This window comes from Streptomyces sp. sk2.1, from assembly GCF_008120935.1.
GTDB lineage: Bacteria > Actinomycetota > Actinomycetes > Streptomycetales > Streptomycetaceae > Streptomyces.
The window spans coordinates 430,848-456,757 of sequence record NZ_RDBO01000055.1 but is presented as its reverse complement, the minus strand read 5'-3'; the positions used below and the strand labels follow the sequence as shown (position 1 = coordinate 456,757).

General features: G+C 72.8%; 31 protein-coding genes. 12 read left to right on the top strand and 19 right to left on the bottom strand.

Annotation, left to right across the window (positions count from 1 at the left end; genetic code table 11):
• Positions 1-113: 113 nt before the first annotated feature.
• Complete coding sequence (locus tag EAO76_RS19395; RefSeq protein ID WP_148837168.1) at positions 114-317, top strand: hypothetical protein; 204 nt, start codon at positions 114-116, stop codon at positions 315-317.
• Positions 318-339: 22 nt separating this feature from the next.
• On the opposite strand, the gene EAO76_RS19390 is transcribed toward EAO76_RS19395, so the two are convergent.
• Positions 340-735, bottom strand: coding sequence for a hypothetical protein (locus EAO76_RS19390; protein ID WP_148837167.1), 396 nt, complete (start codon positions 733-735; stop codon positions 340-342).
• A 67-nt stretch (positions 736-802) separates the two neighbouring features.
• On the bottom strand, positions 803-1,402 hold the full coding sequence (locus EAO76_RS19385; RefSeq protein ID WP_148837166.1) for an AAA family ATPase: 600 nt from the start codon (positions 1,400-1,402) through the stop codon (positions 803-805).
• Positions 1,403-1,564: 162 nt separating this feature from the next.
• Here EAO76_RS19385 and EAO76_RS19380 point away from each other — a divergent pair, with 162 nt between their 5' ends.
• Both EAO76_RS19380 and EAO76_RS19375 read left to right on the top strand, forming a co-directional pair.
• A complete protein-coding gene (locus EAO76_RS19380) occupies positions 1,565-1,813 on the top strand; it encodes a hypothetical protein (RefSeq protein ID WP_148837165.1) in 249 nt (82 codons plus the stop codon).
• Positions 1,810-2,052, top strand: coding sequence for a hypothetical protein (locus EAO76_RS19375; protein WP_148837164.1), 243 nt, complete (start codon positions 1,810-1,812; stop codon positions 2,050-2,052). The genes EAO76_RS19380 and EAO76_RS19375 overlap by 4 nt, the downstream gene beginning before the upstream one ends.
• Before the next feature lie 91 nt (positions 2,053-2,143).
• On the opposite strand, the gene EAO76_RS19370 is transcribed toward EAO76_RS19375, so the two are convergent.
• The 3 genes from EAO76_RS19370 to mshA form a co-directional block, all read right to left on the bottom strand.
• Positions 2,144-2,932: a hypothetical protein gene (locus EAO76_RS19370; RefSeq protein WP_148837163.1), complete on the bottom strand. Its 789-nt coding sequence runs from the start codon at positions 2,930-2,932 to the stop codon at positions 2,144-2,146.
• 336 nt (positions 2,933-3,268) lie between these two features.
• Complete coding sequence (locus EAO76_RS19365) at positions 3,269-3,877, bottom strand: YbjN domain-containing protein (protein ID WP_316248355.1); 609 nt, start codon at positions 3,875-3,877, stop codon at positions 3,269-3,271.
• The gene (mshA, locus tag EAO76_RS19360; protein ID WP_148837162.1) at positions 3,870-5,225 is read right to left on the bottom strand and encodes a D-inositol-3-phosphate glycosyltransferase; all 1,356 of its coding nucleotides are present in this window, start codon (positions 5,223-5,225) and stop codon (positions 3,870-3,872) included. Before mshA ends, EAO76_RS19365 begins: the two co-directional genes overlap by 8 nt.
• 316 nt (positions 5,226-5,541) lie before the next feature.
• On the opposite strand from mshA, the gene EAO76_RS19355 reads away from it, so the two are divergent.
• The 3 genes from EAO76_RS19355 to EAO76_RS19345 all read left to right on the top strand — a co-directional run bounded on the left by EAO76_RS19355 (position 5,542) and on the right by EAO76_RS19345 (position 9,427).
• Entirely contained in the window at positions 5,542-6,321 is a 780-nt protein-coding gene (locus EAO76_RS19355) for a trans-aconitate 2-methyltransferase (protein WP_148837161.1), read from the top strand.
• A gap of 379 nt (positions 6,322-6,700) precedes the next feature.
• Positions 6,701-7,747 (top strand): C40 family peptidase, encoded by a 1,047-nt coding sequence (locus tag EAO76_RS19350; RefSeq protein ID WP_148837160.1) that lies wholly within the window; start codon positions 6,701-6,703, stop codon positions 7,745-7,747.
• Between the two features lie 360 nt (positions 7,748-8,107).
• The gene (locus tag EAO76_RS19345) at positions 8,108-9,427 is read left to right on the top strand and encodes a PP2C family protein-serine/threonine phosphatase (RefSeq protein ID WP_148837159.1); all 1,320 of its coding nucleotides are present in this window, start codon (positions 8,108-8,110) and stop codon (positions 9,425-9,427) included.
• Between the two features lie 112 nt (positions 9,428-9,539).
• Here EAO76_RS19345 and EAO76_RS19340 read toward each other — a convergent pair whose 3' ends face one another.
• From EAO76_RS19340 to EAO76_RS19330, 3 genes are all read right to left on the bottom strand, one after another.
• Positions 9,540-9,872 carry a DUF2516 family protein gene (locus EAO76_RS19340; RefSeq protein WP_148837158.1) on the bottom strand — a complete coding sequence of 111 codons (333 nt, stop codon included), beginning with the start codon at positions 9,870-9,872 and terminating at the stop codon, positions 9,540-9,542.
• A 148-nt stretch (positions 9,873-10,020) separates the two neighbouring features.
• Entirely contained in the window at positions 10,021-10,761 is a 741-nt protein-coding gene (locus tag EAO76_RS19335) for a hypothetical protein (RefSeq protein WP_148837157.1), read from the bottom strand.
• 42 nt (positions 10,762-10,803) lie between these two features.
• Positions 10,804-11,292 carry a helix-turn-helix domain-containing protein gene (locus EAO76_RS19330; RefSeq protein ID WP_148837156.1) on the bottom strand — a complete coding sequence of 163 codons (489 nt, stop codon included), beginning with the start codon at positions 11,290-11,292 and terminating at the stop codon, positions 10,804-10,806.
• Positions 11,293-11,699: 407 nt separating this feature from the next.
• Here EAO76_RS19330 and EAO76_RS19325 point away from each other — a divergent pair, with 407 nt between their 5' ends.
• On the top strand, positions 11,700-11,903 hold the full coding sequence (locus tag EAO76_RS19325) for a hypothetical protein (RefSeq protein ID WP_148837155.1): 204 nt from the start codon (positions 11,700-11,702) through the stop codon (positions 11,901-11,903).
• On the opposite strand, the gene EAO76_RS19320 is transcribed toward EAO76_RS19325, so the two are convergent.
• Positions 11,890-12,261: a VOC family protein gene (locus tag EAO76_RS19320; RefSeq protein ID WP_148837154.1), complete on the bottom strand. Its 372-nt coding sequence runs from the start codon at positions 12,259-12,261 to the stop codon at positions 11,890-11,892. The two genes, EAO76_RS19325 and EAO76_RS19320, sit on opposite strands and share 14 nt — an antisense overlap.
• Before the next feature lie 214 nt (positions 12,262-12,475).
• Positions 12,476-12,697 (bottom strand): hypothetical protein, encoded by a 222-nt coding sequence (locus EAO76_RS19315; protein WP_148837153.1) that lies wholly within the window; start codon positions 12,695-12,697, stop codon positions 12,476-12,478.
• A 122-nt stretch (positions 12,698-12,819) separates the two neighbouring features.
• Here EAO76_RS19315 and EAO76_RS19310 point away from each other — a divergent pair, with 122 nt between their 5' ends.
• On the top strand, positions 12,820-13,464 hold the full coding sequence (locus EAO76_RS19310) for a TetR/AcrR family transcriptional regulator (RefSeq protein ID WP_262375588.1): 645 nt from the start codon (positions 12,820-12,822) through the stop codon (positions 13,462-13,464).
• 149 nt (positions 13,465-13,613) lie between these two features.
• Here the strand turns inward: EAO76_RS19310 and EAO76_RS19305 are convergent, their stop codons facing one another.
• Positions 13,614-14,480, bottom strand: a complete 867-nt coding sequence (locus tag EAO76_RS19305; protein WP_148837417.1) for a peptidoglycan-binding protein — start codon at positions 14,478-14,480, stop codon at positions 13,614-13,616.
• 572 nt (positions 14,481-15,052) lie between these two features.
• On the opposite strand from EAO76_RS19305, the gene EAO76_RS19300 reads away from it, so the two are divergent.
• The 3 genes from EAO76_RS19300 to EAO76_RS19290 all read left to right on the top strand — a co-directional run bounded on the left by EAO76_RS19300 (position 15,053) and on the right by EAO76_RS19290 (position 17,836).
• Positions 15,053-16,147, top strand: coding sequence for a MerR family transcriptional regulator (locus tag EAO76_RS19300; RefSeq protein ID WP_187438689.1), 1,095 nt, complete (start codon positions 15,053-15,055; stop codon positions 16,145-16,147).
• A 70-nt stretch (positions 16,148-16,217) separates the two neighbouring features.
• Entirely contained in the window at positions 16,218-17,240 is a 1,023-nt protein-coding gene (galE, locus tag EAO76_RS19295) for a UDP-glucose 4-epimerase GalE (RefSeq protein WP_148837151.1), read from the top strand.
• Positions 17,241-17,314: 74 nt separating this feature from the next.
• Positions 17,315-17,836 carry a DUF2199 domain-containing protein gene (locus EAO76_RS19290; RefSeq protein WP_148837150.1) on the top strand — a complete coding sequence of 174 codons (522 nt, stop codon included), beginning with the start codon at positions 17,315-17,317 and terminating at the stop codon, positions 17,834-17,836.
• A 99-nt stretch (positions 17,837-17,935) separates the two neighbouring features.
• On the opposite strand, the gene EAO76_RS19285 is transcribed toward EAO76_RS19290, so the two are convergent.
• The 5 genes from EAO76_RS19285 to EAO76_RS19265 all read right to left on the bottom strand — a co-directional run bounded on the left by EAO76_RS19285 (position 17,936) and on the right by EAO76_RS19265 (position 22,792).
• Positions 17,936-18,628 (bottom strand): TetR family transcriptional regulator, encoded by a 693-nt coding sequence (locus EAO76_RS19285; protein WP_187438688.1) that lies wholly within the window; start codon positions 18,626-18,628, stop codon positions 17,936-17,938.
• A 19-nt stretch (positions 18,629-18,647) separates the two neighbouring features.
• On the bottom strand, positions 18,648-19,418 hold the full coding sequence (locus EAO76_RS19280) for a TetR/AcrR family transcriptional regulator (RefSeq protein WP_148837148.1): 771 nt from the start codon (positions 19,416-19,418) through the stop codon (positions 18,648-18,650).
• A gap of 329 nt (positions 19,419-19,747) precedes the next feature.
• Entirely contained in the window at positions 19,748-20,998 is a 1,251-nt protein-coding gene (locus tag EAO76_RS19275; protein ID WP_148837147.1) for a GNAT family N-acetyltransferase, read from the bottom strand.
• A gap of 141 nt (positions 20,999-21,139) precedes the next feature.
• Complete coding sequence (locus tag EAO76_RS19270) at positions 21,140-22,114, bottom strand: asparaginase (protein ID WP_148837146.1); 975 nt, start codon at positions 22,112-22,114, stop codon at positions 21,140-21,142.
• A 45-nt stretch (positions 22,115-22,159) separates the two neighbouring features.
• The gene (locus EAO76_RS19265; RefSeq protein ID WP_187438687.1) at positions 22,160-22,792 is read right to left on the bottom strand and encodes an ABC transporter substrate-binding protein; all 633 of its coding nucleotides are present in this window, start codon (positions 22,790-22,792) and stop codon (positions 22,160-22,162) included.
• Between the two features lie 131 nt (positions 22,793-22,923).
• Between EAO76_RS19265 and dtd the strand changes: the two genes are divergently transcribed.
• A complete protein-coding gene (gene dtd / locus EAO76_RS19260) occupies positions 22,924-23,373 on the top strand; it encodes a D-aminoacyl-tRNA deacylase (RefSeq protein WP_148837145.1) in 450 nt (149 codons plus the stop codon).
• 21 nt (positions 23,374-23,394) lie between these two features.
• On the opposite strand, the gene EAO76_RS19255 is transcribed toward dtd, so the two are convergent.
• The 3 genes from EAO76_RS19255 to EAO76_RS19245 form a co-directional block, all read right to left on the bottom strand.
• Positions 23,395-24,360 (bottom strand): folate-binding protein YgfZ, encoded by a 966-nt coding sequence (locus EAO76_RS19255; RefSeq protein WP_148837144.1) that lies wholly within the window; start codon positions 24,358-24,360, stop codon positions 23,395-23,397.
• A 111-nt stretch (positions 24,361-24,471) separates the two neighbouring features.
• Positions 24,472-24,906 carry a Fur family transcriptional regulator gene (locus tag EAO76_RS19250; protein WP_148837143.1) on the bottom strand — a complete coding sequence of 145 codons (435 nt, stop codon included), beginning with the start codon at positions 24,904-24,906 and terminating at the stop codon, positions 24,472-24,474.
• A gap of 101 nt (positions 24,907-25,007) precedes the next feature.
• On the bottom strand, positions 25,008-25,580 hold the full coding sequence (locus tag EAO76_RS19245) for an FABP family protein (RefSeq protein ID WP_148837142.1): 573 nt from the start codon (positions 25,578-25,580) through the stop codon (positions 25,008-25,010).
• Positions 25,581-25,910: the final 330 nt, after the last annotated feature.

The window sequence follows — 25,910 nt, the reverse complement described above, 5'->3', positions numbered from 1 at the left end:
GAAGTAGGCCGTACTGGCCGTATCGATCGGGCCCTCCGCCTGCGGTTCCTTCGCAGGTGGGGGGCTCTTTCGCGTCCCGGGGCGCCTCCTAGACTTCCACCGGAGGGGATGCCATGGGCGGCCGGGACCGGAGCGGGGACTGGGACGACGACGGCGACTACGAGAGGGCGGTCGAGCGGGCCGAGCAGGCGACGCGGGTCGGCTGGGCCGCGATCGCGGGTGTGACGGGGCTGTTGGGCGTGGTCGTGGTGGCCGCCGTCGCCGTCTTCCTGGCCGTCGTGGCCGCCATGGCGTACGTCGTGGTCGTCATGGATTAGGCGAACGGAACGGTGGCTGCGGTCACTCCGGGTCGTAGAGGCCGCCGAGTTCGGCGGCGAGGTCCGGGTCCCGCAGGCCCGGCAGGTCGTAGCCCGCGGCCTCGTCCCAGGGGATGTCGGTGTCGTCCAGGTGGACGTGCCACTCCGCGTCCCCGACGGCGCGGCGCAACTCGGTGACGGAGTCGAGGACATGGGCCGTCACCGGCAGCCAGCGGTCGGGGTCGGTCGGCAGCTTCGTGGACCCGGTGAGAAGTTCGTCGCCCCGGCCATCGTCATCCAGGTCGTACAGGTACAGGCTCTCCTCGTCGTCGTACGGGAACGACTTCGCGCGCGTGGTGACGACGCGTTCGACGGCGGCCGACTCGGCCTCGGTCAGCGGGGTCGCCCGGCGGGCGCTGTAGTAGATGGAGACGCTCATGGGCCGAGCGTACGGCGGGGGTGTGACAACCGCCGGTCGGGCGACGGGCGTGAGCCGGTCCGGGCGGTCACCGGTCCAACGCCCGTGCCACGCGCCCCGGGAGGTCGTCCCAGGGGCGGCAGTCGACCACCGGCAGTCCGTGCCGGGCCGCCTGGTCGGCGAGCCAGTGCGAGTACGCGGCGCCGACCCGCGCCCGGCTGCGCTGTTCGCCGCTGTCGGGCTCCCGGGCGGCGTAGTTGGCGGTGATCCGGTCCGGGTCGGCCTCGTGCAGGAACACCGCCCGCACCCGGCGGCCGGAACCCGCGCCCTCGTGGACGGCCGCCGCAGCGGCGGCCGGGGTGAGGTAGTCGCCCTCGACCACGGCGGGCACGTCGACGGTCAGTCGGTTGCGGACCACGCCCAGCACCGCGGGCTCCAGGGCGCGGGCCGTGGCGATCTGGAGGTCCAGCACCCGGCCGGTGGGGAGCCGGTCGATGTCCGGGACGTCGTCGAAGTGGTGGAGGGCGGGGTGGTGCTCGGCCGTCGTCATCGCCTCGACCGCGCCGACCACGTCGTCGAACTCGACCACGAACGCACCGTTCTCATCGGCCAGTTGCGCGGCGAGCCGGCTCTTGCCGATACCCGAAGCCCCGCCGATCAGCACTATGTCCCATGATGTTCCTGCCATGCGGCGAACGTATCGTGCGCGTTCCGCGTCCGCCGTGCCGCCTGGCGCTACCGTGAGTCGGACACCGGCCCACGCACCGGTTCACGAACGCCGGCCCGCGCGCGGGCGGGGGCCGACCGGGCGGGCCGTGCGGCGAGAGCAAGGAGAACGGGGAGAGCAATCATGGGCGAAACCCTGAAGACCTTCGTCGGCGGTGCCGAAGTCGACGTGCCCAACAGCATCCCGGCCATCCGCGCCGCGCTGCCGGAGGAGAGACGCGAGGAGTTCGACCGCGCCATCAACGACGCCGGTGTGGGCGAGATCCAGGCGGTCATGCGGCACTGGATGCTGGAGGCCGTGCCCGACCCGGAGGCCGAGAAGATCCTGGACCGGCTGGCTCAGGACGAGGCCGAGAGGCGGAGCGTAGCTTGAGCTTCCGCATCTCCTACGCCCCGCCCGCCGACGACACCCTGGCCAAGATGCGCGACGGCGAGACCTTCCGCACCGAGATGGCGCGCACCCTGGGTCTCGACCCGTACGGAAACGGCTCGACCGCCGTCAAGAGCGAGCGCGATCGCCGCGAGGCGACGGTCGCCGGCGCGATCGTGCTCTATTACGTCTCCCGGTCCGTCCTGATCGTCACCGTGGTGAGACTCGTCCCGCTGCCCTGACCCGGCACGGACCGTCCGGCACGAGCTGTACGACGCGGACCGTCCGGCACGGGACCGCCGCCGCGAGGGGGTGCGGCGGTCCCGGCCGTCCTCAGGCCAGCTTCGCGGCCTGGGCCTCTATCACCGCGGTCGGCAGGTCGAAGCTGCCGCCCTCACCCATCGCGGCCAGGTTGATCGAGGAGAACGAGGCGAACGAGGCGCCCTGGCGCAGCGCCGCCAGCTTCATCTCGCCCTTCTCGCCGCCCTGTTCCAGCTCCACCGTCCAGGCCACCGACTCCTCGCCGGCCTTGACCTGGGCCTCGGTGATCTTGCTGACCTTCTGCTTCTCACCGGCCGCCGTGAACTCGAAGCCACCGGCGCACTCGGTGGCCGCGGTGCGGAGCGCGGCGACCGAGTCCTGCGCGCCCTTGCCCTCGTACGAGCCGAGGGCCAGCTGCGTCGTCGTGATGTCGAAGGCCGCCTTGAAGGCGTCCTCGGGGTTGTCGGTGGCCTTGTCCATGGAGCCCTTCTTGGGCTCGCTGACGACGGTGCGCTTCGTGAACGCGCCGGGCTCGCCGACCTGTGCACCCATCAGCGCGTTCGCGAGCGGGGTGCACACCTCCTTCTCGACCTTGATGTCGTCGGCCGCCACCACGTCCTTGGCCGCGGCCTCGGAGATCTTGTGCCCCTCGACGTCGCCCTGGGCCAGCGCGGCCTTCTCCAGCTCGGCGGCGGTCAGTGCCTTGGCGGCCGGCTCCGCCGCGGCGGATTCCTTGCCCTTGGTGTCCTTGCCCTTGGCGTCGGAACCGGAATCCGAGCCGCCGCCACAACCGGCGGCGAGCAGGGCCAGGGACACCGCGGCGGCGGCAACAGCGGTACGGCGTATGGCGGAGGAGCGCATGGATCCGGTCCGTCTCTCTGAGCGGGGATTTCGGGTGCGCTCACCTTATGAGCGAAACTTGGTTTGACGATCAATCAATTTGGGCATGGGATGCGATCGTGACGACGTCGTGATCATTCTGTGAAAGCGCCATTCGTCGTCGCAAGGCGCGTCGAGTACCGACACCGACGGGCGAACCGCTCTTTTCCACCGGATACCGCAACATGGCATTGCATGCCATCACTTGCCACCCCGTACCGGGGCATGGCTCGTCCCGGGTGACGGTGTGTCGGGTCGAGCCGCGGCGGGGCATGCCGCGATGCGTCGGGTCGATGCGGACGCCCGCGGGCCCGCCCGTCAGTCGGCCGGGCGGCGGGTCAGGTGGGCGAACGCGTCCAGGTTCCGCGTGGACTCGCCGCGCGACACCCGCCACTCGTACTCCTTGCGGATGGAGCTCGCGAAGCCCAGCTCCAGCAGGGTGTTGAACGAACCGTCGGCCGCTTCGAGCACCGTGCCGAGCAGCCGGTCCAGTTCCTCCGGGGTGACCACGGACAGCGGCAGCCTGCCGGTCAGATAGATGTCGCCGAGCCGGTCGATGGCGTAGCTCACGCCGAAGAGGCGGAGGTTGCGCTCCAGCAGCCAGCGGTGGACCGCCGCGTCGTTCTCGTCGGGGTGGCGCACGACGAAGGCGTTGAGGGAGAGCGAGTGCTTGCCGACGCGCAGGGAGCAGGTGGTGGACAGCTTGCGCGTGCCGGGCAGCGTGACCACGTAACCGCCCGGTTCGGGGCTCTCCCAGGCGAGCCCGGCGTCCTCCAGGGTCGCCTCGATGACCCGCGCGGCCCGTACCGCCGCCTCGTCGGCCGGAGCCGTCACCGCGTCGGCCGGAGCCGTCACCGCGTCGGCCGGAGTCGCCGCCGCTTCGGTCGGCGCGGCGCCGCGGGGTACGTCGTCGGGTGCGTCAGCCATGGTGCGAGCGTACGCGGCGACGGCGGTGTTCGTGCATCGCGGCCGTGTACACCTCGGCGGTCGCGGACGCCGCGGTGCCCCAGCCGAAGCCCTGGGCGTGCGCTGCGGCGGCGGCACCCATTCGGGTGACCAGTTCCGGCGCCTCGGCGAACCGGGCCAGGGCCCGCGCGTACGCGGCGGGGTCGTGGCCCGGTATCAGGAAGCCGCTGACCCCGTCCCGCACCGCCACCGGCAGACCGCCCACGGCCGCCGCGACGACCGGGGTGCCCGCCGCCTGGGCCTCTATGGCGACCAGCCCGAAGGACTCGCTGTACGAGGGCATGACCAGCACGGACGCGGCCCGGAACCAGTCCGCGAGCTGGTCCTGCCCGACCGGCGGCTGGAACCGCACGACGTCGGCGATGCCGAGCCGGGCCGCCAGCTTCTGCAGCCCCTCCGGCTTGGCGAGCCCGCTGCCGCTCGGGCCGCCGACGACCGGTACGACCATCCGGGAGCGCAGCGCGGGATCGCGGTCCAGCAGGACGGCGACCGCCCGCAGCAGCACGTCGGGGGCCTTCAGCGGCTGGATGCGGCCCGCGAAGAGCGGGATCAGCGCGTCCTGCGGCAGCCCGAGGCGGGCCCGCGCCGCGGCGCGCCCGTCGGCGGGGCTGAAGCGGTCCAGGTTGACCCCGGGGTGGACGACGGCGACGGATTCCGGGGCGGCCTCGTAGAAGCGGACGAGTTCGGCCGCCTCCTCGGCGGTGTTCGCGATCAGCCGGTCGGCCGCGTCGACGATCTGGGTCTCGCCGATGACGCGGGCGGCCGGCTCGGGGGTGTCGCCCTCCGCGAGCGCCGCGTTCTTCACCTTCGCCATGGTGTGCATGGCGTGGACGAGCGGGACGCCCCAGCGCTGGGCGGCGAGCCAGCCGACGTGGCCGGAGAGCCAGTAGTGGGAGTGGACCAGGTCGTAGTAGCCGGGGCGCTGGCCGGCCCACGCCTGCATCACGCCGTGCGTGAAGGCGCAGAGCTGGGCGGGCAGCTCCTCCTTGGCCAGGCCCTCGTACGGGCCCGCGTCGATGTGCCGGACCAGGACGCCGGGTGCCAACTCCACCGCCGGGGGCAGCCCGCCGGTGGTGGACCGGGTGAAGATCTCGACCTCGATGTTGATCGCGGCGAGGCGTCTGGCCAGCTCCACGATGTAGACGTTCATGCCGCCCGCGTCGCCCGTGCCCGGCTGGTGCAGCGGCGAGGTGTGCACGGAGAGCATCGCGATCCGGCGGGGCCTTCGGTGGCCGCCGGGGAAGGCCGTGGGAAACCTGAGGCGCGGCGCGACCCGGCTGCTGCCGAGCCGGGAGACGTACTGGGTCACGTCGTCCGGTCCTCCTCATTCAGGATTCTGGCTCGTTCGGGGCACGACACCGGAGGGACCTGGGCCCCTCCGGGGGCTGCAACAGCGGAATCTCTCCTTTCATTTCCGCTTTGCCAAATCATTACGACGAGTCGGCGCGACGGGCGACTCGCGCGCCGTCACGGCGAGTGACCGATCGCGGTGCCGCCGGGCCGCCCGTCCATCCGGTCCGGGCCGGTGCGCGGTCGCCCGCCGGACCCGTTCGCACCCGGTCCGCGGCCGTCCGCCGGTCCGCGCCCGTCCGGGCCGGGTCCGCGGAATCGTTACGCTCGCTGTCATGCGCCCCATCGGCACCGCGACCCGCGGGACCACCAATCCGAACCGGCTCCGCCGCATGGACCGCTGGATCGCCGCCACCCACGGCCCGGCCCTGCGCCGCGCCGACCGCCCGGTCGCCGTGGACCTCGGGTACGGGGCCGCCCCCTGGACCGCCGTCGAGCTGCTGCACCGGCTGCGCACCGCCGAGCCGCGCACCGCCGTGGTCGGCATCGAGATCGATCCGGAACGGGTCGCGGCGGCGAAGCCGTACGAGCGCGAGGGCCTGACCTTCCTGCACGGCGGGTTCGAGATCCCGCTCCCCGAGCGCCCCGACCTCGTCCGGGCGGCGAACGTGCTGCGCCAGTACGACGAGGGCGAGGTCGCCGAGGTCTGGGAGCGGCTGTGCGCGCGCCTCGCGCCGGGCGGGCTCCTGGTGGAGGGGACCTGCGACGAGATCGGGCGCCGGCACGTCTGGGTGGCGCTCGGCCCGGAGGGTCCGCGCACGGTCACGTTCGCGACTCGGCTCGGCTCCCTGGACCGCCCCTCCGACCTGGCGGAACGCCTGCCGAAGGCGCTGATCCACCGCAACGTGCCGGGCGAACCGGTGCACGCCTTCCTGCGGGACTTCGACCGGGCGTGGGCGGCGGCGGCCCCGTACGCGTCGCTGGGCGCCCGGCAGCGCTGGATCACGGCGGTGCGGGCGCTGTCGGGCGACTGGCCGCTGGCCGACGGGGTACGGCGGTGGCGCCAGGGCGAGGTCACGGTGCGGTGGGACGCCCTTCGGCCCGGCACGCGCTGAACGGACCGGACGCGACCGCCTCTTCTCGGGGTGCGCCGGCGCAGTGGATCCGGTCGGTGGGTCAGCGGACCGGTGGACCGGCGGGTCGACGGGCCGTCCCGGATGCCGACGGATCAGCGGCCGGACGCCTGCCGATGCGGCGGGAACGGGAACGGGCCGCCGTTCGTCCAGAAGAGGGGACGGGGGGCGATGGGGGCGCGGGGGAGATTCGCGGGGGCGGCAAGGAGTTCGYGGGAGCGTCACCGGTGCAGCGGCCGATGCGGGTGACCGTCAGGACAGCGGGCGTGCGCCTCTGTTGCTTTTCGGTACGGCATGGCACGATCTCGTCATCGGCGAAAAGTTACTGACGGGAAATCAGATTTACTCGGAGGGGAATCCCGTGAACCGACGTCACTGTGCCTCGGCCGCGATCACTCTGGTCTGCGCGCTGTCCGTGCTCATCACGCCGGTACCGGCCTTCGCCGCGCCCACTCCCCCCTCCGAAACGCCGAAGAAGACCCTCGAAGAGGTCCGCGAGGAGATCGACGACCTCTACCGCAAGGCGGGGGCGGCCACCGACGCGTACAACCTCGCCGAGGAGCGGGCCGAGAAGCAGTCCGGCGAGATCGTGAAGCTGGCCCGCGCCATAGTCGTGGGCCAGGCGAAGATCGCCGACCTGAAGAACCGGGCCGGCGCCCAGGCCCGCGAGCAGTACCGCACCGGGGGGCTGCCGCCCGGCGCCCAGTTCATGCTCAGCAACGACCCGCAGCTGTTCCTGGATGGGGTGAGCCGGGTCAGGGAGGGCCAGCAGGCCGCGAAGGGCGTTCTGGGGGAACTGACCAGGGCCCAGCAGGACTTGGAGACGTACACCAAGGACGCGAACGCCAACTGGAAGAAGCTCGAAGCCGGCCGGATCAAGCAGGCCAAGGCCAAGAAGAAGATCGACGCGCAGATAGCGGCGGCGAAGAAGCTGGAGTCCCGGCTCAAGAAGGAGGAGCGGGCCCGCCTGCTCAAGCTGGAGCAGGAAGCCGCGTACAAGCAGCAGACGGCCTGGCTCAGCTCCGGCGCGCTGAAGGACATCAACCGCAGCGCGAGCAAGCGCGGCAAGGAGGCGGTGGCCTTCGCGACGGCCCAGATCGGCAAGCCGTACGTCTGGGGGGCCGAGGGCCCCGACTCGTACGACTGCTCCGGACTCACGTCCCAGGCGTGGGCCGCGGCGGGCCGCCCGATCCCGCGCACCTCGCAGGAGCAGTGGCGGCTGCTGCCGCGCATCGCCATCAAGGACATGCGCCCCGGCGACCTGATCATCTACCACGACGACGCCAGCCACGTGGGCATGTACGTCGGCGACGGCGCGATCGTCCACTCCCCGCGCCCCGGCCGCAACGTCACACTGGCGGGCGCGGGCTCGATGCGGATACTCGGCGTGGTGCGCCCGGACAAGTGATGTCCGGCGGCGGGGGACGGACGGGGAACACTGACCGGAGGGCCCGGCGAGAGGACCGGACGGCGGGTCCGGCGGCAGGTCCCGCGGCGGGTCCGACAGGGGTTCCCTTTCCGCCGGAGTGACCCGCGCCACCCGCCCCGCCGCTGCCACGTGACCTTTGTCATGCCCCGGCAGCCCCGCGCCCACCGATGCTTCTCGCCGGATCCGTGACATGACGCGGCTTATGGCTGTGCGTGTGACGGCAACCGCACCCGGAACGCCATTCCTTTCCCGTGCCGAGGACCGCTATCGTCCCCGTCTGGCGGGTCGTCGATCGGCGCTCCGCCGTGCCCTCGGGGGGAGGGAAGGAAAACCGAACCAATGCCCGTATCCATACCGCAGCAATGCGAGGCCACCGCTGCGGACGCCTCCTTCGGCTCCGACCTCGTCCTCCTGGTCATCGGGGACGACCCGGCGGGCACCTTCACCGTCCCCGAGCTCCCGGCCGCGGCCGGCACGCGGATCCGCATCCGCACCGCCCGCAACCTGACCGAGGCGGGCCGGCTGCTCACGGACGACGTCGACTGCGTCCTGCTGGACCTGGCCCTGCCCACCGGCAGCGAGACCCGTGCCGCCGCCCTCGGGGCGGGGGACGCCGCGGGCCCCGACGAGCTCGCCGCGCTCCGGCACGTACTGCGGATCGCGCCGCGCCACGCCGTGCTCGCCCTCACGGCGGAGGACGACGCCGAGCTGGCCGCCGAGGCGGTACGGGTCGGCGCCCAGGACTACCTCTGCCGCGACGACCTGGACGGGCGGCTGCTCAGCCGCGCCATCCGGTACGCCGTCGCCCGCAAGCGCGCCGACGTCGCCCAGCGCCGGCTCACCGAGTCCACGCTGCGCGCCCAGGAGAACGCCCGGCTCGAACGCGGTCTGCTCCCCACTCCCCTGCTCGAAGGCTCCGACCTGCGCTTCGCGGCCCGATACCGGCCCGGCCGCAGCCGCGCGCTGCTCGGCGGGGACTTCTACGACACGGTCCGCACGCCCGACGGCACCGTCCACGCGATGATCGGCGACGTCTGCGGGCACGGCCCCGACGAGGCGGCGCTCGGCGTCGAACTCCGCATCGCCTGGCGGGCGCTGACCCTGGCCGGACTGTGCGGCGACGACCTGCTCTCCACCCTCCAGGAGGTCCTGGAGCACGAGCGGGAGAGCGAGGAGATCTTCGCGACGCTCTGCACCGTGGACATCGCCCCCGACGGCCGCCGCGCCGGTCTCTGCCTGGCGGGCCACCCGGCCCCGCTCATCGCCCGGCAGGGACGGGCCGCGCACCTCCTCCCGTACGAGGACGGCGGCCCGGCGCTCGGGCTGCTGCCGCACGCCCGCTGGCCGCGCCGGCAGGTGGACCTCGGCGGCACCTGGAGCCTGATGATGTACACGGACGGGCTGATCGAGGGACGGGTCGGACCGACCGGCACCCAGCGGCTCGGCCAGGACGGCATGGTCGCGATGATCAACCGGCAGCTGGCGGAGGGGCTCACCGGCGAGGAGCTGCTGGACGCCGCGGTCACACAGGTGCGGGAGCTGAACGGCGGCGAGCTGACCGACGACGTCGCGGTCCTGCTGCTCGACCGCGACCAGGACCGCCTCCACCGGGCCCCCGAGGGCGACCGGAGCCGGAGCGTCGCGCGCTCCCGCCCCTGATCGCCGTCATCCCCGATCGCCGTCGTCCCCGATCGTTGTCGTCCCCGATCGGCATCGTCCTCGGCGGACGCGGGCGTGGGCGCGATGGGTTCCCGACGTCCGCCGCGGACGATCAGCGTCCGCCGTTGTAGGGCCCGTACGGGCCGTCGCTGCTGGAGCCGCCCCGTCGGCCGCCGCCCGAGACCGCCTGCAGTGCGGGCCGTACGTCCACCAGGAAGACGATGGACGCGACCGCGCCCGCCAGCTGGAGGAACAGCATCGGCACGAAGAGGTTCACGGCGACGGCGATGCCGAGGATGATCAGCCAGAAGGACTTCTTCTGCTTGTCCGCGGCCCGGTAGGCGTCCTCACGGGCCATCGCCGCCATGACCAGCGCGACCACGGCCAGCACGAGCATGACCATGTAGAGCAGCCAGACGAATGTGCTGAATCCTGTGAGCAACATGGTGTGTGCACCGCCTAATCAAATGGATGAGCGCCTCGCGGCCAAGGTACCGGGACGAAGGGCCGGGCACCCCTGAAGGTGCCCGGCCCACGCTCCGCCACACCCCTCGGCGGCCGGCAACCGTCACGGGGCCGGGACGCCGCGGGTGCTACTTCGCGCTCGGCGGGGTGGTCTTCTTCGCGGCGGGCTTGCGCGCGGGCGCCTTCTTCGCGGATGCGGCGGCGGTCCCGCCCTCCGCACCGGCGGTCTTCGGAGCGGCCTTCGCCGCCGGCCTCGGGGCGGGCTTCGAAGCGGGCTTCGTCGCGGGCCGCGAAGCGGACGACGCCTTCGCCGTTCCCGCGGTCTTCGCCGTTCCCGCGGTCTTCGCCGTCCCGTTGGCCTTCGCCGTCCCGGTGGCCGGCCTCGCCTTCGTGGTGTCCGCCGGGCGGGACTCCCTGCGCGGCTCGACGACGACGGCGATCTCGACGATCTCGTCGGCCGTCTCGCCGCGCCAGTTCTTCACGGTCTGCTCGCCGCGCTCGGCGACCTTCTCGTACGCCTCGCGGGCCCGCACCGCGTACTCCGCGGCCACGCCCAGGCTGCGCAGCGCCAGGTCCTGGGCGTTCTCGCCCAGCTTCCGCAGATCGCTGTCGAACGACCCGATCACCTCGGTGACCTTGGCCTGCACGGTGGCCTGCGCCTCCTTGGCCTGCGAGGTCACCTTCTCCTGCACGGCCTTGGGGTCGGCGTTGCGCACGGCCTCGATGCGCTCCGGCGCCTCGGTGCGCAGCTGCTCGATCAGCGCCGGGACCTTGCGCGCCTGCTCGACGGCGAGATCGGCCGTACCGGCGGCGAAGTAGAGGGGGGTCGGGTCGGTGAGGGTCTTGCGCAGGTCATCGGTGATGGCCATGACTGTGGTCCTCCCGGATCATCAGGCTCGGTGTGAGGGTTCTCAGGGCTTGGAAGCCGGATCGGCGCCGTCGCCGCCGGCCGCGCGGGAACCGTCGGCGTCCGGTGCGGACCGGTCCTCGGCCTCCGCCCCGGCCGCGCCGCCGGTCCCCGGTCCGGCTTCGGCGCCGGCTTCCGGTCCGGGCTCGTACCCGTTCTCCTTGCGGAAGGAGTCGTAGATCTGCAGCAGAACGCTCTTCTGCCGCTCGTTTATGGAGGGGTCGGCCAGAATCACCGCCCGGGTCTCCAGCTCCTCCCGCTCCCGCTCGTCCAGGATCCCGGCCCGTACGTAAAGGGTCTCGGCCGAGATCCGCAGCGCCTTGGCGACCTGCTGCAGCACCTCGGCACTCGGCTTGCGCAGCCCGCGCTCGATCTGGCTGAGGTAGGGATTGGACACTCCGGCGGCGTCGGCGAGCTGCCGCAGCGACAGCTGCGCCGTACGCCGCTGCTCGCGCAGGTACTCACCGAGATTGCCGACGTTGAGTGATGCCATGCCCCGATGGTGCGCCACCCTTGCTAACTTTTGCAAGCAGGCGCTTGCAAAAGTGCGCCACACCACTCGTTCGGCCGCGACCGGGGGCGGACGCGTGGCGTGTGTCCTGTCCCTGCGATGCGTGGGCGGTCCCGATGCCGTTCGAGCACGGCAGAAGTACTGGCGCCTTCGCCGACATCACGGCCCGGCCCGCATCGACCTCTGCGAGGAGCTCGCCGCAGGGCTCCGGCCCGGCCCGCCGCCATCACCGGCTCGTCCGCCGGGCCGAGACCCTTCACGACCCGGTCCGGGTCAAAGGGCCCGGGGTCGAGCCGGCCAGGAGGGCACCCCGGCCGACAACAGCCGGGTTCCCCGCACGTGCCGCGCCGATCCGCATGTTCACGCCTCCCCGCCGGAGGAAACCGGCGATGAGCGACGACTTCCACGTCTCCCTCGGCAGCATCGCCCGGTTCCACCGGCGCTTCCCCGCCGAGAGCCCGATTCGCGGCGCCGACCGCGCCCGGCTCGCGAAAACCGTCAGGTCATCGGCTGCGGAGATCGAGTCCCGGCTCGGCAACCCCGACGGCACGGCCGCGCTCCTCGCCACGGGAACGCCAGTCAGCGCGCGATGATGCAGAAGGGGTGCCCAGCGGGGTCGGTGAGGACCCGTGCCCTGTCCCCGTGCGGCTGGTGATCCGGCTTGCCCGCGCCCAGTTCCAGCAGCCGGGCCTCGGCCTCGTCCAGGCTCTCCGTGACCTTGAAGCAGATATGAAGCTGCTGGGGAACGGTCCGGCCGGGCCAGCTCGGAGCCCGGTGGCCCTCGACCCGCTGGAAACCGATGAAGAGTCCGTCCCCGCGGTTGAGACCGGCGAACTCGGCGTCCGACTCCGGGTGCGGTTCAAAGCCGGTGGCCTGCTGATAGAACGCCGCCAGAGCCGGCGGATCGGGGCAATCGAGGGTTATCGCGACCAGTTCCATCCGCAGGGACATGAGACCTCCGAGCCGATCAGCGGACTTCCGCGCACGCCGGAGAGATGGCCGACTGCGGATGAGCGGGACGGGGAGAGCGCGTTCGTTCCACTCAACCGCAAGCACAGCAGGTCAGGGCCTTCGCATGCCAACAGTTATCCGGGACAGGACAGGGGCGGACGAGTGGCGCGGCGCGGCCCCGCCGGAGATCCGGCGGGGCGGCCCGGCCGGTCCGTCAGCCGCGGCGGCCCGACGCCCTCGCGGCGCCGCGGGCCCGGCTCGCGACGATCGCGCCCACCACGACGGCGAGCGCGTGGACGGTGACGCCGACCGCGAACCCGCCCGGCAACCAGCCGAGCAGGCCGGCGTCGTCATGGTCGACGAGCCGGCGGATCACCCCCTGCGCCCCGAGTACGAAAAGGGCCACACCGAGGCCCTGAAGGAGGTCGTACTTCATCCGGCACCTTCCCGAATCCCCAGATCTCCGGAACGCCACGACGCCGCGACACCGCTGTCACCGAGGCGATTACAATGCACTCGCACTGTAATACGCCGAGCAGCCGGTTGCAATGCAACCGCATGGCAACCAATGGGGAAGGACGCGCCGTGCCGAAGGTCGTGGATCATGAGCAGCGCAGGAAGCGCCTGGTCGAGGCGGTCTGGGCGCTGGCGGTCCGGGGCGGCATCGAGCAGGTGACCCTGCGCAAGGTGGCCGACGAAGCAGGCGTCTCCATGGGGCAGGTGCAGCACTACTACCCGTCGATGCAGGCTCTGATCCGCGACGCGCTCGACCTGGCCACCCGGGCCGTGAACGCGAGCATCGAGAGCGCGGTCCACGCGGCCGGGGCGACGGACCCGGAAACCGTCCTCCGCGCCTGCCTCCACGCCCTGATCAGCCCGGACGAGGCCGGCCTGCGGCTCATGCGGTTCTCGCTGGCGGCGGCCGGGCGGGCCGTCTCCGACCCGACGACGGCCAGGATCCTCGCCCCGGGCGACGACGAACTGCTCTCCTTCACCGCCGGACTCATCACCGCGGCCCGCCAGGAGCGGGGCGGCGAACCCCGCGGCTCGGAGCTCGTCGACGCCGACATCTGCTGGTCGCTCGCCACGAGCCTCGGAGTGGACGTGGCCCTCGGGTACCGCACGCCGGACGCCGCCGCACGGGTACTCGGCCACCACATCGACCGGGCCCTCGGACCGGACCGGCGCGGGACGACGGCCTGAGGCGGCCCCTCCCCCGCCCGCGGGGTGCCGTCGCGGCGGCGTGCTCGCCGCGAAATCGTGGGGGCGGAGCCGTCGATCCGGCTCCGCCCCCACGCGTTCATGCCGTCGGCGGACACCGGGACCGGCGCCGCCGGAAACCCGGCGGGCCGTCACCCGACGAGGGCCTCCCAGGTCTTCGGGCCCGCCTGGCCGTCGACGACCAGGCGGTTGACGCTCTGGTAGGAGCGGACGGCGGAGTTGGTCACCGAGCCGAAGCCGCCATCGACGGCGAGGCCCGCGCTGTGCTTGTTCAACGCCGTCTGGAGGGCGCGCACATGCGATCCGGAGCTGCCGTTCCGGAGCGTGTAGACCAGCTTCGCCCAGGTCTTCGGGCCGACCTGGCCGTCCGCCACCAGGCCCTTGGAGGACTGGAACTTCTTGACCGCGGCGACCGACACCGAGCCGTAGTTGCCGTCGGCGGTCAGCGCCCTGCCGCGCTGGGTCATCAGGTACTGGACGACCTTCACGGTCGCGCCCACGGCGCCCGGGTTGATGGACGACCAGCCGCCGCCGAGGTCCACGCCGCGGGCGGCGAGGTAGGAGACCGGGTTGACCGTGGAGCCCAGCCCTCCGCTGTGGGTCTCGAAGTGGAGGTGGGGCCCGGTCACGTTGCCGGTGGCGCCCATGTCGGCGATGCGCTGCCCCGCGGAGACCTTGGCGTTCAGCCCGATCCGGAACGCGCTGAGATGCCCGTAGTAGGTGTACCGGCCGCTGCCGTGCGAGATGACCAGGCCGTTCCCGGTGCGCCCGGACAGGACGTTGCGACCGCGGCGGATCACGGTGCCGGCGGCCGCGGCGTAGACGGCCGTGCCCACCGAGTTGGTGACGTCCTGGCCCGCGTGCGGGTAGCCGCCGCGCGAGGCCCCGTAGTGGCCGCCCGCGGGGAAGTGGCCCCGGGCGGGGTTGCACCAGCGGCCGTCCTTGAGCGTCGCCGCCGAGGCCGACGAGGTCAGGGCCGGTACGCCCGTGAGCGCCACCCCCAGCCCGGCGCCGACGCCGAGCAGCAGCTTTCTGCGCGACGGGCCCACCGGCCGGAGGTCCCGCAGTTCTTCCACCGCGCCGTCGGCCGGACCGCACTGCTCACACATGTCCCGTCCTCCTTCGTTTCCCGCTCGTCCCGCACCCGCGATCCGGCGGACCACGCATGCGATTTGGCGAGAGCATGGCAGAGAGGGAAAGGGCTCTCCAGGGTCCTGGGGTCCACCTCCGTGGCAGGTACCTGCCGGATGCAACCTCTGTGACCGGGCCGCCGTTTCACGGGTGAAACGGTCATCCGCAACATCCGTCGAACGGGGGGACGTGTCGGTTTTTTCCCCGGTCCCACGAGGCGGGAACAGGGGTGCCGGGGCGCACGGTTCCGGTTCGGTGCGGACGCGCGTGGGCCCGCGGGATGATTCGGGCCTGGGCCCGGGGGCCCACCGACGGTTCCCGCCTGGGCCCGGTACGGGCGGGCCGGCAACGCCGGTGTCCGCGGTTGACCTTCCCCCCGGGGGAAGCCGCAGCATCGACGGGGCCGGGCGACGCGTCCGGCACGAGGAGGAACCGGACCGTGGAACTGCTGACCATCGGGGCGTTCGCGAAGGCGTCCAGGCTGTCGCCGAAGGCACTGCGCCACTACGACGAACTCGGCCTGCTGCCCCCCGCCCGCGTCGACCCGCTGACCGGCTACCGCTTCTACGCGCCGGAGCAACTGGACCGGGCACGGCTGGTGGCCTGGCTGCGCCGTCTCGGCATGCCGCTGGCCCTCGTCCGGCACATCGGCACGCTGGAGGCGGCCGAGGCGGCCCGGGAGGTCCGCGCGTTCTGGGCCCGGGTCGAGGCCGACACCGCCGCGCGGCGGGACCTGGCCGGTTTCCTCGTCGACCACCTGTCACGGAAGGACCCCGCCATGTCCCCGACCACCCAGCCCCTGGAACTCCGTTACGCCGCGCTCTCCGACACGGGCCTGGTCCGGGAGAGCAACCAGGACACCGTCCACGCCGGGTCCCGGCTGCTCGCCGTCGCCGACGGCTTCGGCGGCGCGGGGGCGCCCGCGGGCGCCGCGGCCGTCGAAGCGCTCAAACGCCTGGAGACCGACGGCATCCCGGCGGGCGACCTCCTCAACGTCCTGGAGACCGCCGTCGAGCGGGCCGGACGGGCCGTGCACGACGCCATCGGCGCGGACGCCGCGGCGGCGGGGACCGGTACGACGCTCACCGCGATGCTGTGGACCGGATCGCAGCTGGCCCTCGTCCACATCGGCGACTCCCGCGCCTACCTCCTGCGCGACGGGGAGCTGTTCCAGATCACCCACGACCACACCATGGTCCGGGCGATGGTCGACGAGGGCCGGATCACCGAGGAGGAGGCGACCGTCCACCCCCAGCGGTCCCTGCTGATCCGGGCCCTGGGCGGGGCGGACGGCGCCGGGCCCGACCTGCGCCTGCACGACGCCCGGGCCGGGGACCGCTACCTCCTCTGCTCCGACGGCCTGTCCGGCGTCGTCCCGGCCGAGGAGGTGCGCCGGGTCGTCACGACGGCCCGCGATCCGGAGCGGGCCGTACGCGAACTCGTCTCCCTGGCCAACCGTTCCGGCGGCCCCGACAACGTCAGCTGCGTGGTCGCCGACGTGGTGGAGCCCGGCAGCGGCAGCAATCGGCCGTGACCGGAACGGGACACGGGCGCCCCCGCCCCGGTCTACGATCGGCCGACGGCTCCAGAGAGGCAGACACCGCATGAAGATCCTGATCGCCGGGGGCGCCGGCTACATCGGCAGCACGGTCGCGTCCGCCTGCGAGGACGCGGGCATCACCCCCGTCGTCCTCGACAACCTGGTGACGGGCAGGCGGGAGTTCACCGCGGGACGGGCCTTCCACGAGGGCGACATCGCGGACGGCCCCCTGATCGACCGGATCTTCGCCGAGCACCCCGACATCGAGGCCGTCGTCCACTGCGCGGCCCTGATCGTGGTCCCGGACTCGGTCGCCGACCCGATCGGCTACTACCGGGCGAACGTGGCCAAGAGCCTGGAATTCGTCGACCACCTCCTGCGCAACGGCTGCACCCGCATGGTCTTCAGCTCGTCCGCCTCCATCTACGCCGCCGCCGAGGACCTGACGGTCGACGAGGACTCCCCCATCGCCCCGCAGAGCCCGTACGCGCGGACCAAGGCGCTGTGCGAGGAGATGTTCGCCGACATCGCCGCGTCCCTGCCGCTGCGGGTGCTGTCCCTGCGCTACTTCAACCCGATCGGCGCGGACCCGAGGATGCGGACGGGGCTGCAACTGCGCCGCCCGAGCCACGCCCTGGGCAAGATGATGCAGGCGCGGGAGGAAGGGGTCCCGTTCCGGATCACCGGGACCGACTACCCGACGCGCGACGGCTCCGGCCTGCGGGACTACGTCCACGTCTGGGACCTGGCCGCCGCGCACGTGGCCGCGCTCCGTGCCTTCGACACCCTCCTGCCGCCCCCCGGCACCGGGCCCGCGACCGTCCCCGCCTCCACCGTCATCAACCTGGGCACCGGGACCGGCACCACCGTGCGCGAACTCCTGGACGCCTTCAACGGCGTGGTCGACATCCCCGTCCCGGCGGTCGACGCCCCGGCCCGGCCCGGCGACGTCGCGGGGGCGTGCACCCGCGGCGAGCGGGCCGAACAGCTGCTGGGATGGCGGCCCCGGTACTCGCTGACGGAGGGCATCCGCCACTCCCTGGAGTGGGCCGCCCTGCGCGAGAAGGTGCTCGGCGACCCCTCGTAGGCCGGGCGGGGCCTTCCGCGCCCCCCTGTGCGATCACGGCACGGCCCCGACGGCGGGTCGTTAGTATCCGGGCCATGGCTATCGACCCCGGATACACCTGCTCCCGCTGCGGCGAACACCACGCGGAACTCCCGATGGGGTACTCGACCATGGCCCCTGACATCTGGGACGTGCGCCTGGAGAGCGACCCCGACAGCATGCTCTCCTCCGACCAGTGCATCGTCAGGCACGAGCACTACTTCATCAAGGGCCTGATCGAGATACCCGTGTTCGGCAGTGCGGAGCCCTTCTCCTGGGGTGTCTGGGTCTCGCTCAGCCGGGAGAACTTCACCCGCGCCCTGGACGTGTGGGAGGCCCCGGGCCGCGAGTCCGAGCAGCCCTACTTCGGCTGGCTGAGCACCGAGTTGGGGCTGTACTCGCCCCGCACCACCAACCTCAAGACGAACGCGCACACCCGCCCGATCGGCCTGCGCCCCCGGATCGAGCTGGAGCCCACCGACCATCCGCTCGCCGTCGAACAGCGCACCGGCATCACGCGCGACCGGGTCCGGGAGATCGCCGAGGCGGTGCTGCACGCCGCCGGCCCGGACGCCTGACCGCACCGCCCGCCCCACCACCGGCCCCATCGCCCGGCCGCACCGGCATCCGGCCGCACCGACGCCCCGGCGGACCCGGCCGCGACGGACCGCCACCCGCTACCGCCCCGCCTCCAGCCCCGACCGCAGCTGCGCGAAGGCCAGTTCGGCCGCCTCCACCGCGGGACCGTACGCCTGCTCCGCGCTCTCCCCGCCGTCGATCCGCCGCCAGTTCTCCAGCCCCAGGATGCGCAGCACGGCGATGATCTGGCCCGCGGCCAGCCTGTCCCCCGTACCGTCGCCCAGCGCGCGGGCGAGCGCCTCCTCCGAGCGGTTCTGGTAGGCGTACAGGCGCGCCACCAGGGACGGCGTCCCGTACAGCAGCCGCGTGAACGCCACCACCGCGGGCACGTCGCAGAGCCCGGTCACCGGGTCCCGCCGCTCCAGTCCGGCCAGGAAGTGGCGGTGCAGGGCGTCCAGGGGCGATTCGGTGTCCGCTCGGGCGGCGACCACCCGGGCCGCCTCGTCCTCGTGGTCGGCGAACCGGTGGAGGGCCAGGTCCTCCTTGGTCGGGAAGTACCGGAACAGGGTCGGCTTGGAGATGTCGGCGGCCGCGGCCACCTCCGCCACCGAGACCTTGTCGAAGCCCCGTTCCAGGAACATCGCGATCGCCGCCTCGGAGACCGCCTCGTACGTCAGCCGCTTCTTGCGCTCCCGCAGGCTCATCGGCGCCCCGTCCGTACCGCCCGCACCACCCGTGCCCGCCGCGCGTTCCACCGGTTCCGGACCGGGCCTCTCTCCGCTCATGACCATGAAGCGTACGCCCCCGACCTCAACCGGACTTGATGTCCACCAGCGCCGCGATCCCGTCCAGCACCCGTTCCAGCCCGAAACCGAACTCGCGGTCGGACCCGCCCCGCACCCCCGGCGTCCCGGACTCCAGCAGCCGGGAGAGGGACGGATGGTGCACGGGGTCCACGAGCCGGTTCAGGGTGCGGTTGTACCCGGCCCTCACCTCCTGCGCCGGAATGCCCCGTACCGCCCCGGCCTCGGCGAGGTCGCCCGTCAGCAGCGCCTCGTTCCGCACGAACCCGTTGACCAGGAGGACGACGGAGTTCCTCTCGTCCGCGTCCAGACCGGTGCCCTCCAGGCACTGGAGCCCCTGCTCCCACCAGGCGACGGAGTTCGGGCTGACGGGCGGCCCCGGGACCGGGACGCGGAGCATCCACAGGTTGCGGTGGAGGACCCGGCGCTGCGCGCGGGCCCACTCCGCGAGCGCCGCCCGCCAGTCGGCGCCGCCCTCCGGCGCGGGCAGCGGGGACGGCGGGCCCATCGCCGCGTCCTGCATCAGGACGTACAGCTCGTCCTTGGCGGACACGTACCGGTAGAGCGACATCGTCGAGGCGCCCAGGTCCTTGGCGATCCGTCCCATCGAGACCCCGCCGAGCCCCTCGGACGCCGCCACCGCCACCGCGGCGTCCACGATGCGGGCCAGGGTCATCCCGGGTTTCGGCCCCTTGACCGGGCGCTCCCGCAGCCCCCAGGCGACCTCGATGCTGGCCGGCAGGTCCGCACCGCCCGCCGGGGCCTTCGTCTGAGTCACCGGAAACCACCTTCCCTCGAACCTTTCCTGGGTACGCGCGATGAGTACGCAGTGCTGGTCAGGGCGAGGGCGGCAGGGCACGAACCGGCACGGCCGTCTCGTCACGACACCGGGAGGAAGGTGCAACTCGACGCAAGGTCAACGTACTTGCACTGTCGGCGATCGGCCACCCCCACATTGCGCCACCCGGACAGCCACCCGGCCCGGCACGCGGACAGCCACGCGGCGCGGCACACGGGACGGCACGCGGACGCACGGGGCGGACGCACGGACGGGCGCGCGAGGAAGCTCCCCGCGCGCCCGTCCGTCCGTCGCCCCCGCGGCGGTCCTCAGAACACGTCCGGGCACCAGGCGCGCCGCGCCGCCCGGAACATCCCCTCGGCCAACGCCACCGCGCCCGGCGTGCGTTCCTCGACGCGCCCCAGCGCCGCCAGCCTGACCGGCGACTCGTCACCCAGGTAGAGGGTGCCCAACTCCCGTACGTCCAGGGCGATGTCGGGCTCGACGGTGGTCGGGGCGCAGCTCGCCCCGGTCGGTGAGCCCTCCAGCCGGTAGCGGCCGGCCGACAGGCCCGAGGCGTCGTGGACGTCCAGCACGAGCGTGCCGGGCACGGCGTAGGTACGGGCCTCCAGGGCGCGCACGACGTCCAGGACCCGCACCCACAGCCAGTCCGCCTGGGTCACGACGCGGGCCGCGCGCGGGTCCGGGAGGAGGAGGGGCAGCAGGTCGTCGGGGGCGCGGTAACCGGTGCGGACCGTGGTGACCCAGTCGATCGAGCAGACGAAGTGCCAGAGCGTGCGCTCCGCGGCCGGGGTCACGGCGATCAGCCCCCGCACCGTGGCCCGGTTCAGCGGCTGCTTGGCGTCGCCCCACCTGTCGTCGGCACGGTAGGTGATCAGACCCTCGGGCACGCCGTCCGCGTTGCTGTACACCGCGTGGAAGGGCTCCGTCCAGGGCTCGGGACCGGCCAGGTTCTCGCCGGTGTACACCTCCCACCAGCGGGCGTCGCGGTCGACCACACCGTGCTGCCGGGCGCGCAGCCGCTCGTGGAGGGCCGGGCCCAGCTTGCGCACGTCCTGGCCGCTCACCAGGTCGACCCGGCCGCCGTCCCGTTCGGCGGGGCCCGACCAGCGCGGGTCGAGGCCCGTCCTCGGCACGTCGATCTCCCACTCGGTGGTCCACGCCGCCGGGCCGAAGCCGTACCTCCCGTAGATCGGGTACTCGGCGGCGATCAGCGTGGCGACCACCTCGCCGCGCTCCTTCGCCGCCGCCAGGTCCGCGGCCATCATCCGGCCGAGCAGTCCGCGCCTGCGGTGGGTGGGCGACACCGTGACGTTGGAGATCGCGTCGGCCGGCACCACGGCGCCGCCGACGGCCGTGAGCTGCTGCGCGAACGAGCGGTACGTGGCCACGCACCGCCCGTTGTCGAACGCGCCCTGCGTACGGGCCGGGTCGATGTACGGGAACCGCCCGGAGACCTCCCGTTCCGTGGCCACCGGAACCTGCAGGAAGCCGGTGTGCTTGGCAACCAGCCAGTCGGGGAAATCGGACTCGGTGATCGTACGGACCTCAGGGTGCATGGGCCCACGCTAAGTACTCCGCGCGCGTGGTGTCGCCCCGTTTTCCGCGACCCCTGCTCCCGCCGCCCCGGACCGGGGTGCCCGGTCCCGGTACCGGTCCGGCGGGACCCCGGGACCGGTCCGGCCGCCCCCGGACCGAGGTCAGAAGGCCGCCCTGATCCCGCCGACCTCGCCGCCGCCGCCGAACAGCGGCGTGTGCGCGATCCGGGAGACCACCGGACCGTCGATGCCGAGCAGGTTCAGCGACCGGGCCAGCACCGGGCCGAGCGCCCGCGTCGCGCCGTCGTCGATCTTGAAGGCCAGCGCCCGGCCGTCCGGCAGCGCCAGCGCCTGCACCGCCTCCGCCCCCATCTTGGAGAGCGCGCCCGGCACCTCCCGCATCAGCCAGGTGTCGGGGCGGCGCGTGCCGGCCACGTACTCGGGGTGGGCCCGCATCGCGTCCGCGACCCGGCGCTCCGCCGTCCCCGGCTCCGCCAGCACGAACGAGCGGAAGGCCCGCGCCAGGCCCACCAGGCTGATCGCCATCAGCGGCGCCCCGCACCCGTCCGTCCCCACCGCCGTGACGGGCTCGCCCGCCGCCTCCTCCACCACCTGGTGCACCAGCCGCTGGAGCGGGTGCTCGGGGTCGAGGTAGGAGGACCGGTCCCAGCCGTTCGGCGCGCACGCCGCGAGCATCGCCGCGTGCTTGCCGGAGCAGTTCATGGTGATCCGCTCCCGGACCCGGCCCGCGGCCAGGTACGTCTCCGCCTCCGCCGGGTCCAGCGGCAGGTCGGGCGGGGTCTGCAGGTCGTCCGGGGTCAGTCCGTGCTCGGCGAGCATCGCGCGGACGAGCTCGATGTGGAAGCCCTCGCCGGAGTGGCTGGCGGCGGCCAGTGCCAGCCGCTCCCCCGACAGGTCCAGCCCGGCCCGCAGCACGGCCGCCGCCTGCATCGGCTTGTTCGAGGAACGCGGGAAGACCGGGGCCGTCGGGTCGCCCAGGGTCCGTTCCACACTGCCGTCGGCGGCCAGGACGACCAGCGAACCCCGGTGATGGCCCTCCACGAACCCGGACCGTACGACCTCGGCCAGGACGGGAAGAGCGGGAGATATGACGGACGGGGCGGCGCTGGAGGTCATGGTGGCCTTCCGGGGACGGGCGGAACCCGCCCCCGAAGGGTCGCTTCAGGCGAGCAGGTCGTCTACTTGTGCTTCACCGTCACGGTACCTGCGGGCGATCTCCGCGCCGCAATCGTCAGCGGTGCGTTGCAGCTGGTGACGGCGCAGGGAGACCTGCTGTTCGTAGCGGATCAGGCGGCCCATCGCGGTGTGCAGCTCTTCGTCCGTACGGGCGTCGAGGTCGGAGAGCTCGACCTCGGCGAGCGTCTCGGCCGCCAGCCGGCGGTACTCGTCGCTGCGGGGTGTGGTGAGCGTGACGTGCCGGGCGGAGGAGCGGTGCCGGGACGGGGTGTCGGCGAGGATCTCCGAGAGGCGGTCCACCACCGGGGTCTCCGGGTCCAGCCGCCGGGCCAGCTCGGCCCGCAGGATGTCGATCCGTCCCTGGACCAGTCGGCGCACATAGCTGAGGTCGGCCTCGTCGCGCTGCGACTCGCGGCGCAGCGTGCGCAGCTCCGGCAGCCGCAGGGCGCCCAGCTCGGGCTGCTGCCCGGCGGACGGGCCGCCCTCCGGGCCGTGGCCGGTTCTCTGCACGGGCGGACGCATGGTGCTGGTACTGGCGCCGGCAACGGTACTGGTGCTCGCGCCGCTCCGCGCGACCGGCACGGCGCCGGGGGACTGCCCGGTTCCATAAGTGCTCATGCTTGTGTCCATCCCCTCGACCGGTGCGTCGGCACACCGCCTCCCGAGCATGGTGCCACTCCGGTGGGGCGCTTGGGGATGCTCTGTACCCGTTCAGCCCAAGCCGGGTTGGCCGAGATAGGTTGGTCCATATGCGTGCAGTGATTCAGCGGGTGGACGGCGCGAGCGTCACGGTGACCGACGGGGCGGACGGCTCGGACGGACCCCGGGTGGTCGGCGAAATCGTCGGCGAGGGACTGTGTGTGCTGGTGGGAATCACGCACGGGGACACCGCGGAGAAGGCGGCGCAGCTCGCCCGCAAGCTCTGGTCGCTGCGCATCCTGGAGGGCGAGAAGTCCTGCTCGGATGTGAATGCACCACTTCTGGTGATTTCGCAGTTCACTCTCTACGGGGACGCCCGGAAGGGCCGCAGGCCCACCTGGAACGCCGCGGCGCCCGGCGAGGTCGCCGAGCCGCTGGTCGACGAGGTCGTGGCGCGACTGCGGGCGCTGGGGGCACGGGTGGAGACGGGCCGGTTCGGGGCGAGCATGCGGGTCTCGCTCACCAACCAGGGCCCGTTCACCGTCCTCGTCGAGGTCTGACGGCCCGGCCCGTACCGCGCCCTACGGCTCGACGACCGTCTCCTGGGCGGCGGCGGTGTCCCCCGCGAGCAGTTCCGCGTCCACCGCGACGTTCCGCTTGACCAGGGCCAGCGCGATCGGCCCCAGCTCGTGGTGGCGGGCGGACGTGGTGATGAAGCCCAGCTGGCGCCCCTCGGCGCCGTCCGCGGCGAGCCGCACCGGGGTGCCGTGGCCGGGCAGCACGACCTCGCTGCCGTCGAGATGCAGGAAGACCAGCCGCCGCGGCGGCTTGCCCAGGTTCTGCACCCGGGCCACGGTCTCCTGGCCCCGGTAGCAGCCCTTCTGGAGGTGGACGGCGGTGCCGATCAGGCCCAGCTCGTGCGGGATGGTGCGGTGGTCGGTCTCGAAGCCGAGGCGCGGCCGGTGCGCCTCGACGCGCAGCGCCTCGTACGCCAGGATGCCCGCCACCGGGCCGTGCGCCGCCGCGTACTCCTCCAGGTCGGCGCGGGGCAGGAACAGGTCCCGGCCGTACGCCGTCTCCCGTACCGTCACCCCGTCCGGGACCTCGGCGATGGAACCGGCCGGCAGGTACACCACGGCGAAGTCCTCGGTGCGGTCGGCGACTTCGACCCGGTAGAAGAACTTCATGGACTCCAGGTAGGCGATGAGGTCGCCCTGGGTCCCCGGCTCGGCGTGCATCCACACGGTCTCGCCGTCGTCGACCAGGTAGAGGGCGTGCTCGATGTGCCCGTTGGCGGTGAGGATCAGGGCCTCGGTGGCCTGCCCCGGGGCGAGTTCGCTGACGTGCTGGGTGAGCAGCAGGTGCAGCCAGGCCAGCCGGTCGCCGCCGGTGACGGTGACGACGGCGCGGTGCGAGAGGTCGACGAGACCGGAGCCGTCGGCGAGGGTGCGCTGCTCGCGGAACAGGTCGCCGTAGTGCGCGGCGACGCCTTCGTCGCGGCCTTCGGCGGGGACGGCGCCGGGCAGGGACAGCAGGGGGCTCTTCATGCGACCAGCGTACGACGCGGCCGGTGGCCGGCCGGTGGCCGGAGGGCCGGTCGGAAGGAGGAGGCCGGAAGTCTGAGCCGGTCGGCCGAAGGCCGTAGGTCCGGCCGCCCCTCACTCCTCGGAGGCCGCCCCCGCCGCGCAGTCGGCGCAGCGGCCGAAGATCGCGAAGTGCTTCATGTCCGTCTCGAACCCGAAGTCGGCCCGGAGCTTGGCGGTGAACCCGGAGGCGACGGAGACATCGGCCTCGATGACGCCCTCGCAGTCGCGGCAGACCAGGTGGATGTGGTGGTGGCGGTCGGCCAGGTGGTACGTGGGCGCCCCGTGCCCCAGGTGGGCGTGGCTGACCAGCCCCAGCTCCTCCAGGAGTTCGAGCGTGCGGTAGACGGTGGAGATGTTCACCCCGGACGCGGTTCTGCGCACCTCGGAGAGGATGTCGTCGGGCGTCGCGTGTTCCAGCGTGTCGACGGCTTCCAGGACAAGCTGCCGCTGCGGCGTCAGCCGATAGCCGCGCTGCCGGAGATCGGTCTTCCAGTCGGTGCTCACCACACGCCCAGTGTAGGACCGGGCGCCGCCCTGCCCGCAGTGCTGGGCGGGCAGGATCCGCACACCCGCGGCCACTTGGCCACTCGGCTGCTTGAAGAAGGCGATTACTTGAAGAAGGCGATGCCGTCGTCCGGGAGGTCGCCGAGCTTCTTCGCCATCTCCTCGACCTCTTCGGGGGTGACGACCTTCTTCAGGTGCGCCGACATGTACGGGCGCAGCTCCACCTCGGGGGTGGCCTTCTCGCCGACCCACATCAGGTCGCTGTTCACGTAGCCGTAGAGCCGCTTGCCACCGCTGTACGGGCCGGAGGCCGCGGTCCGGGCCACCGCGTCGGTGACCAGGTCGATCTGCGGCTTCTGGTCGGCCAGCTCGCCGTACCAGATCTCGATGACACCCTGGTCGCGGGACATGACGACCTCGACCTTGCGGTCCTTGTCGATGCGCCAGTAGCCGGACTCGGACTCCAGCGGCCTGACCTTCTTGCCCTCGGAGTCGAGCACCCAGGTGTGCGACACGTACTCCAGGAAGTCGCGGCCGTCGTGGCCGAAGGAGACCTCCTGGCCGAAGTTGCACTGCTCGGCGCCGGGGAAGTCGGAAACGCCCGCGCCCGCCCAGTTGCCGAGGAGGAAGGCCAGCGGGACGAGGTCCGGGTGGAGGTCGGACGGAATCTCGATCATGAGCGGCTCAGACGATCTGTGAGGTGGGGTGGCGTGCGAACGTGACACATCGGGTACCGGGTGTCACGTTGCCGCGACAGGGGGTACCCGCGCCGCCGGGACGGCGGCCGGGGTCAGCGCTGGCCCTGGTACAGCTTCTTCACGCTCAGCCCGACGAAGGCGAGCACGCCGACGCAGACCAGGACCAGCAGGGCGGAGAAGAATGCCTCAAGCACGGGAGCTCCTTGCAACGAGCGGTATGGCAGCAGTACGGGCCGGGGTCCAGCCTAATGGGTTGACCCCCGACCCGCCGGGCCGGGGCTTGCCCGGGGCCGGGACCTGTTCCTGCCC

What these genes read in the sequence shown, in the direction of transcription:
- EAO76_RS19315 (WP_148837153.1), bottom strand. Translation starts at nt 12,697, where the DNA reads ATGAAGTACGACCTCCTTCAGGGCCTCGGTGTGGCCCTTTTCGTACTC.
- EAO76_RS19275 (WP_148837147.1), bottom strand. Translation starts at nt 20,998, where the DNA reads ATGCACCCTGAGGTCCGTACGATCACCGAGTCCGATTTCCCCGACTGG.
- EAO76_RS19355 (WP_148837161.1), top strand. Translation starts at nt 5,542, where the DNA reads ATGCGCCCCATCGGCACCGCGACCCGCGGGACCACCAATCCGAACCGG.
- EAO76_RS19285 (WP_187438688.1), bottom strand. Translation starts at nt 18,628, where the DNA reads ATGGTCATGAGCGGAGAGAGGCCCGGTCCGGAACCGGTGGAACGCGCG.
- EAO76_RS19395 (WP_148837168.1), top strand. Translation starts at nt 114, where the DNA reads ATGGGCGGCCGGGACCGGAGCGGGGACTGGGACGACGACGGCGACTAC.
- EAO76_RS19325 (WP_148837155.1), top strand. Translation starts at nt 11,700, where the DNA reads ATGAGCGACGACTTCCACGTCTCCCTCGGCAGCATCGCCCGGTTCCAC.
- galE (WP_148837151.1), top strand. Translation starts at nt 16,218, where the DNA reads ATGAAGATCCTGATCGCCGGGGGCGCCGGCTACATCGGCAGCACGGTC.
- EAO76_RS19370 (WP_148837163.1), bottom strand. Translation starts at nt 2,932, where the DNA reads ATGCGCTCCTCCGCCATACGCCGTACCGCTGTTGCCGCCGCCGCGGTG.
- dtd (WP_148837145.1), top strand. Translation starts at nt 22,924, where the DNA reads ATGCGTGCAGTGATTCAGCGGGTGGACGGCGCGAGCGTCACGGTGACC.
- EAO76_RS19245 (WP_148837142.1), bottom strand. Translation starts at nt 25,580, where the DNA reads ATGATCGAGATTCCGTCCGACCTCCACCCGGACCTCGTCCCGCTGGCC.
- EAO76_RS19380 (WP_148837165.1), top strand. Translation starts at nt 1,565, where the DNA reads ATGGGCGAAACCCTGAAGACCTTCGTCGGCGGTGCCGAAGTCGACGTG.
- EAO76_RS19320 (WP_148837154.1), bottom strand. Translation starts at nt 12,261, where the DNA reads ATGTCCCTGCGGATGGAACTGGTCGCGATAACCCTCGATTGCCCCGAT.
- EAO76_RS19255 (WP_148837144.1), bottom strand. Translation starts at nt 24,360, where the DNA reads ATGAAGAGCCCCCTGCTGTCCCTGCCCGGCGCCGTCCCCGCCGAAGGC.
- EAO76_RS19310 (WP_262375588.1), top strand. Translation starts at nt 12,820, where the DNA reads ATGGCAACCAATGGGGAAGGACGCGCCGTGCCGAAGGTCGTGGATCAT.
- EAO76_RS19265 (WP_187438687.1), bottom strand. Translation starts at nt 22,792, where the DNA reads ATGAGCACTTATGGAACCGGGCAGTCCCCCGGCGCCGTGCCGGTCGCG.
- EAO76_RS19335 (WP_148837157.1), bottom strand. Translation starts at nt 10,761, where the DNA reads ATGGCCATCACCGATGACCTGCGCAAGACCCTCACCGACCCGACCCCC.
- EAO76_RS19345 (WP_148837159.1), top strand. Translation starts at nt 8,108, where the DNA reads ATGCCCGTATCCATACCGCAGCAATGCGAGGCCACCGCTGCGGACGCC.
- EAO76_RS19365 (WP_316248355.1), bottom strand. Translation starts at nt 3,877, where the DNA reads ATGGCTGACGCACCCGACGACGTACCCCGCGGCGCCGCGCCGACCGAA.
- EAO76_RS19385 (WP_148837166.1), bottom strand. Translation starts at nt 1,402, where the DNA reads ATGGCAGGAACATCATGGGACATAGTGCTGATCGGCGGGGCTTCGGGT.
- EAO76_RS19390 (WP_148837167.1), bottom strand. Translation starts at nt 735, where the DNA reads ATGAGCGTCTCCATCTACTACAGCGCCCGCCGGGCGACCCCGCTGACC.
- EAO76_RS19330 (WP_148837156.1), bottom strand. Translation starts at nt 11,292, where the DNA reads ATGGCATCACTCAACGTCGGCAATCTCGGTGAGTACCTGCGCGAGCAG.
- EAO76_RS19290 (WP_148837150.1), top strand. Translation starts at nt 17,315, where the DNA reads ATGGCTATCGACCCCGGATACACCTGCTCCCGCTGCGGCGAACACCAC.
- EAO76_RS19340 (WP_148837158.1), bottom strand. Translation starts at nt 9,872, where the DNA reads ATGTTGCTCACAGGATTCAGCACATTCGTCTGGCTGCTCTACATGGTC.
- EAO76_RS19270 (WP_148837146.1), bottom strand. Translation starts at nt 22,114, where the DNA reads ATGACCTCCAGCGCCGCCCCGTCCGTCATATCTCCCGCTCTTCCCGTC.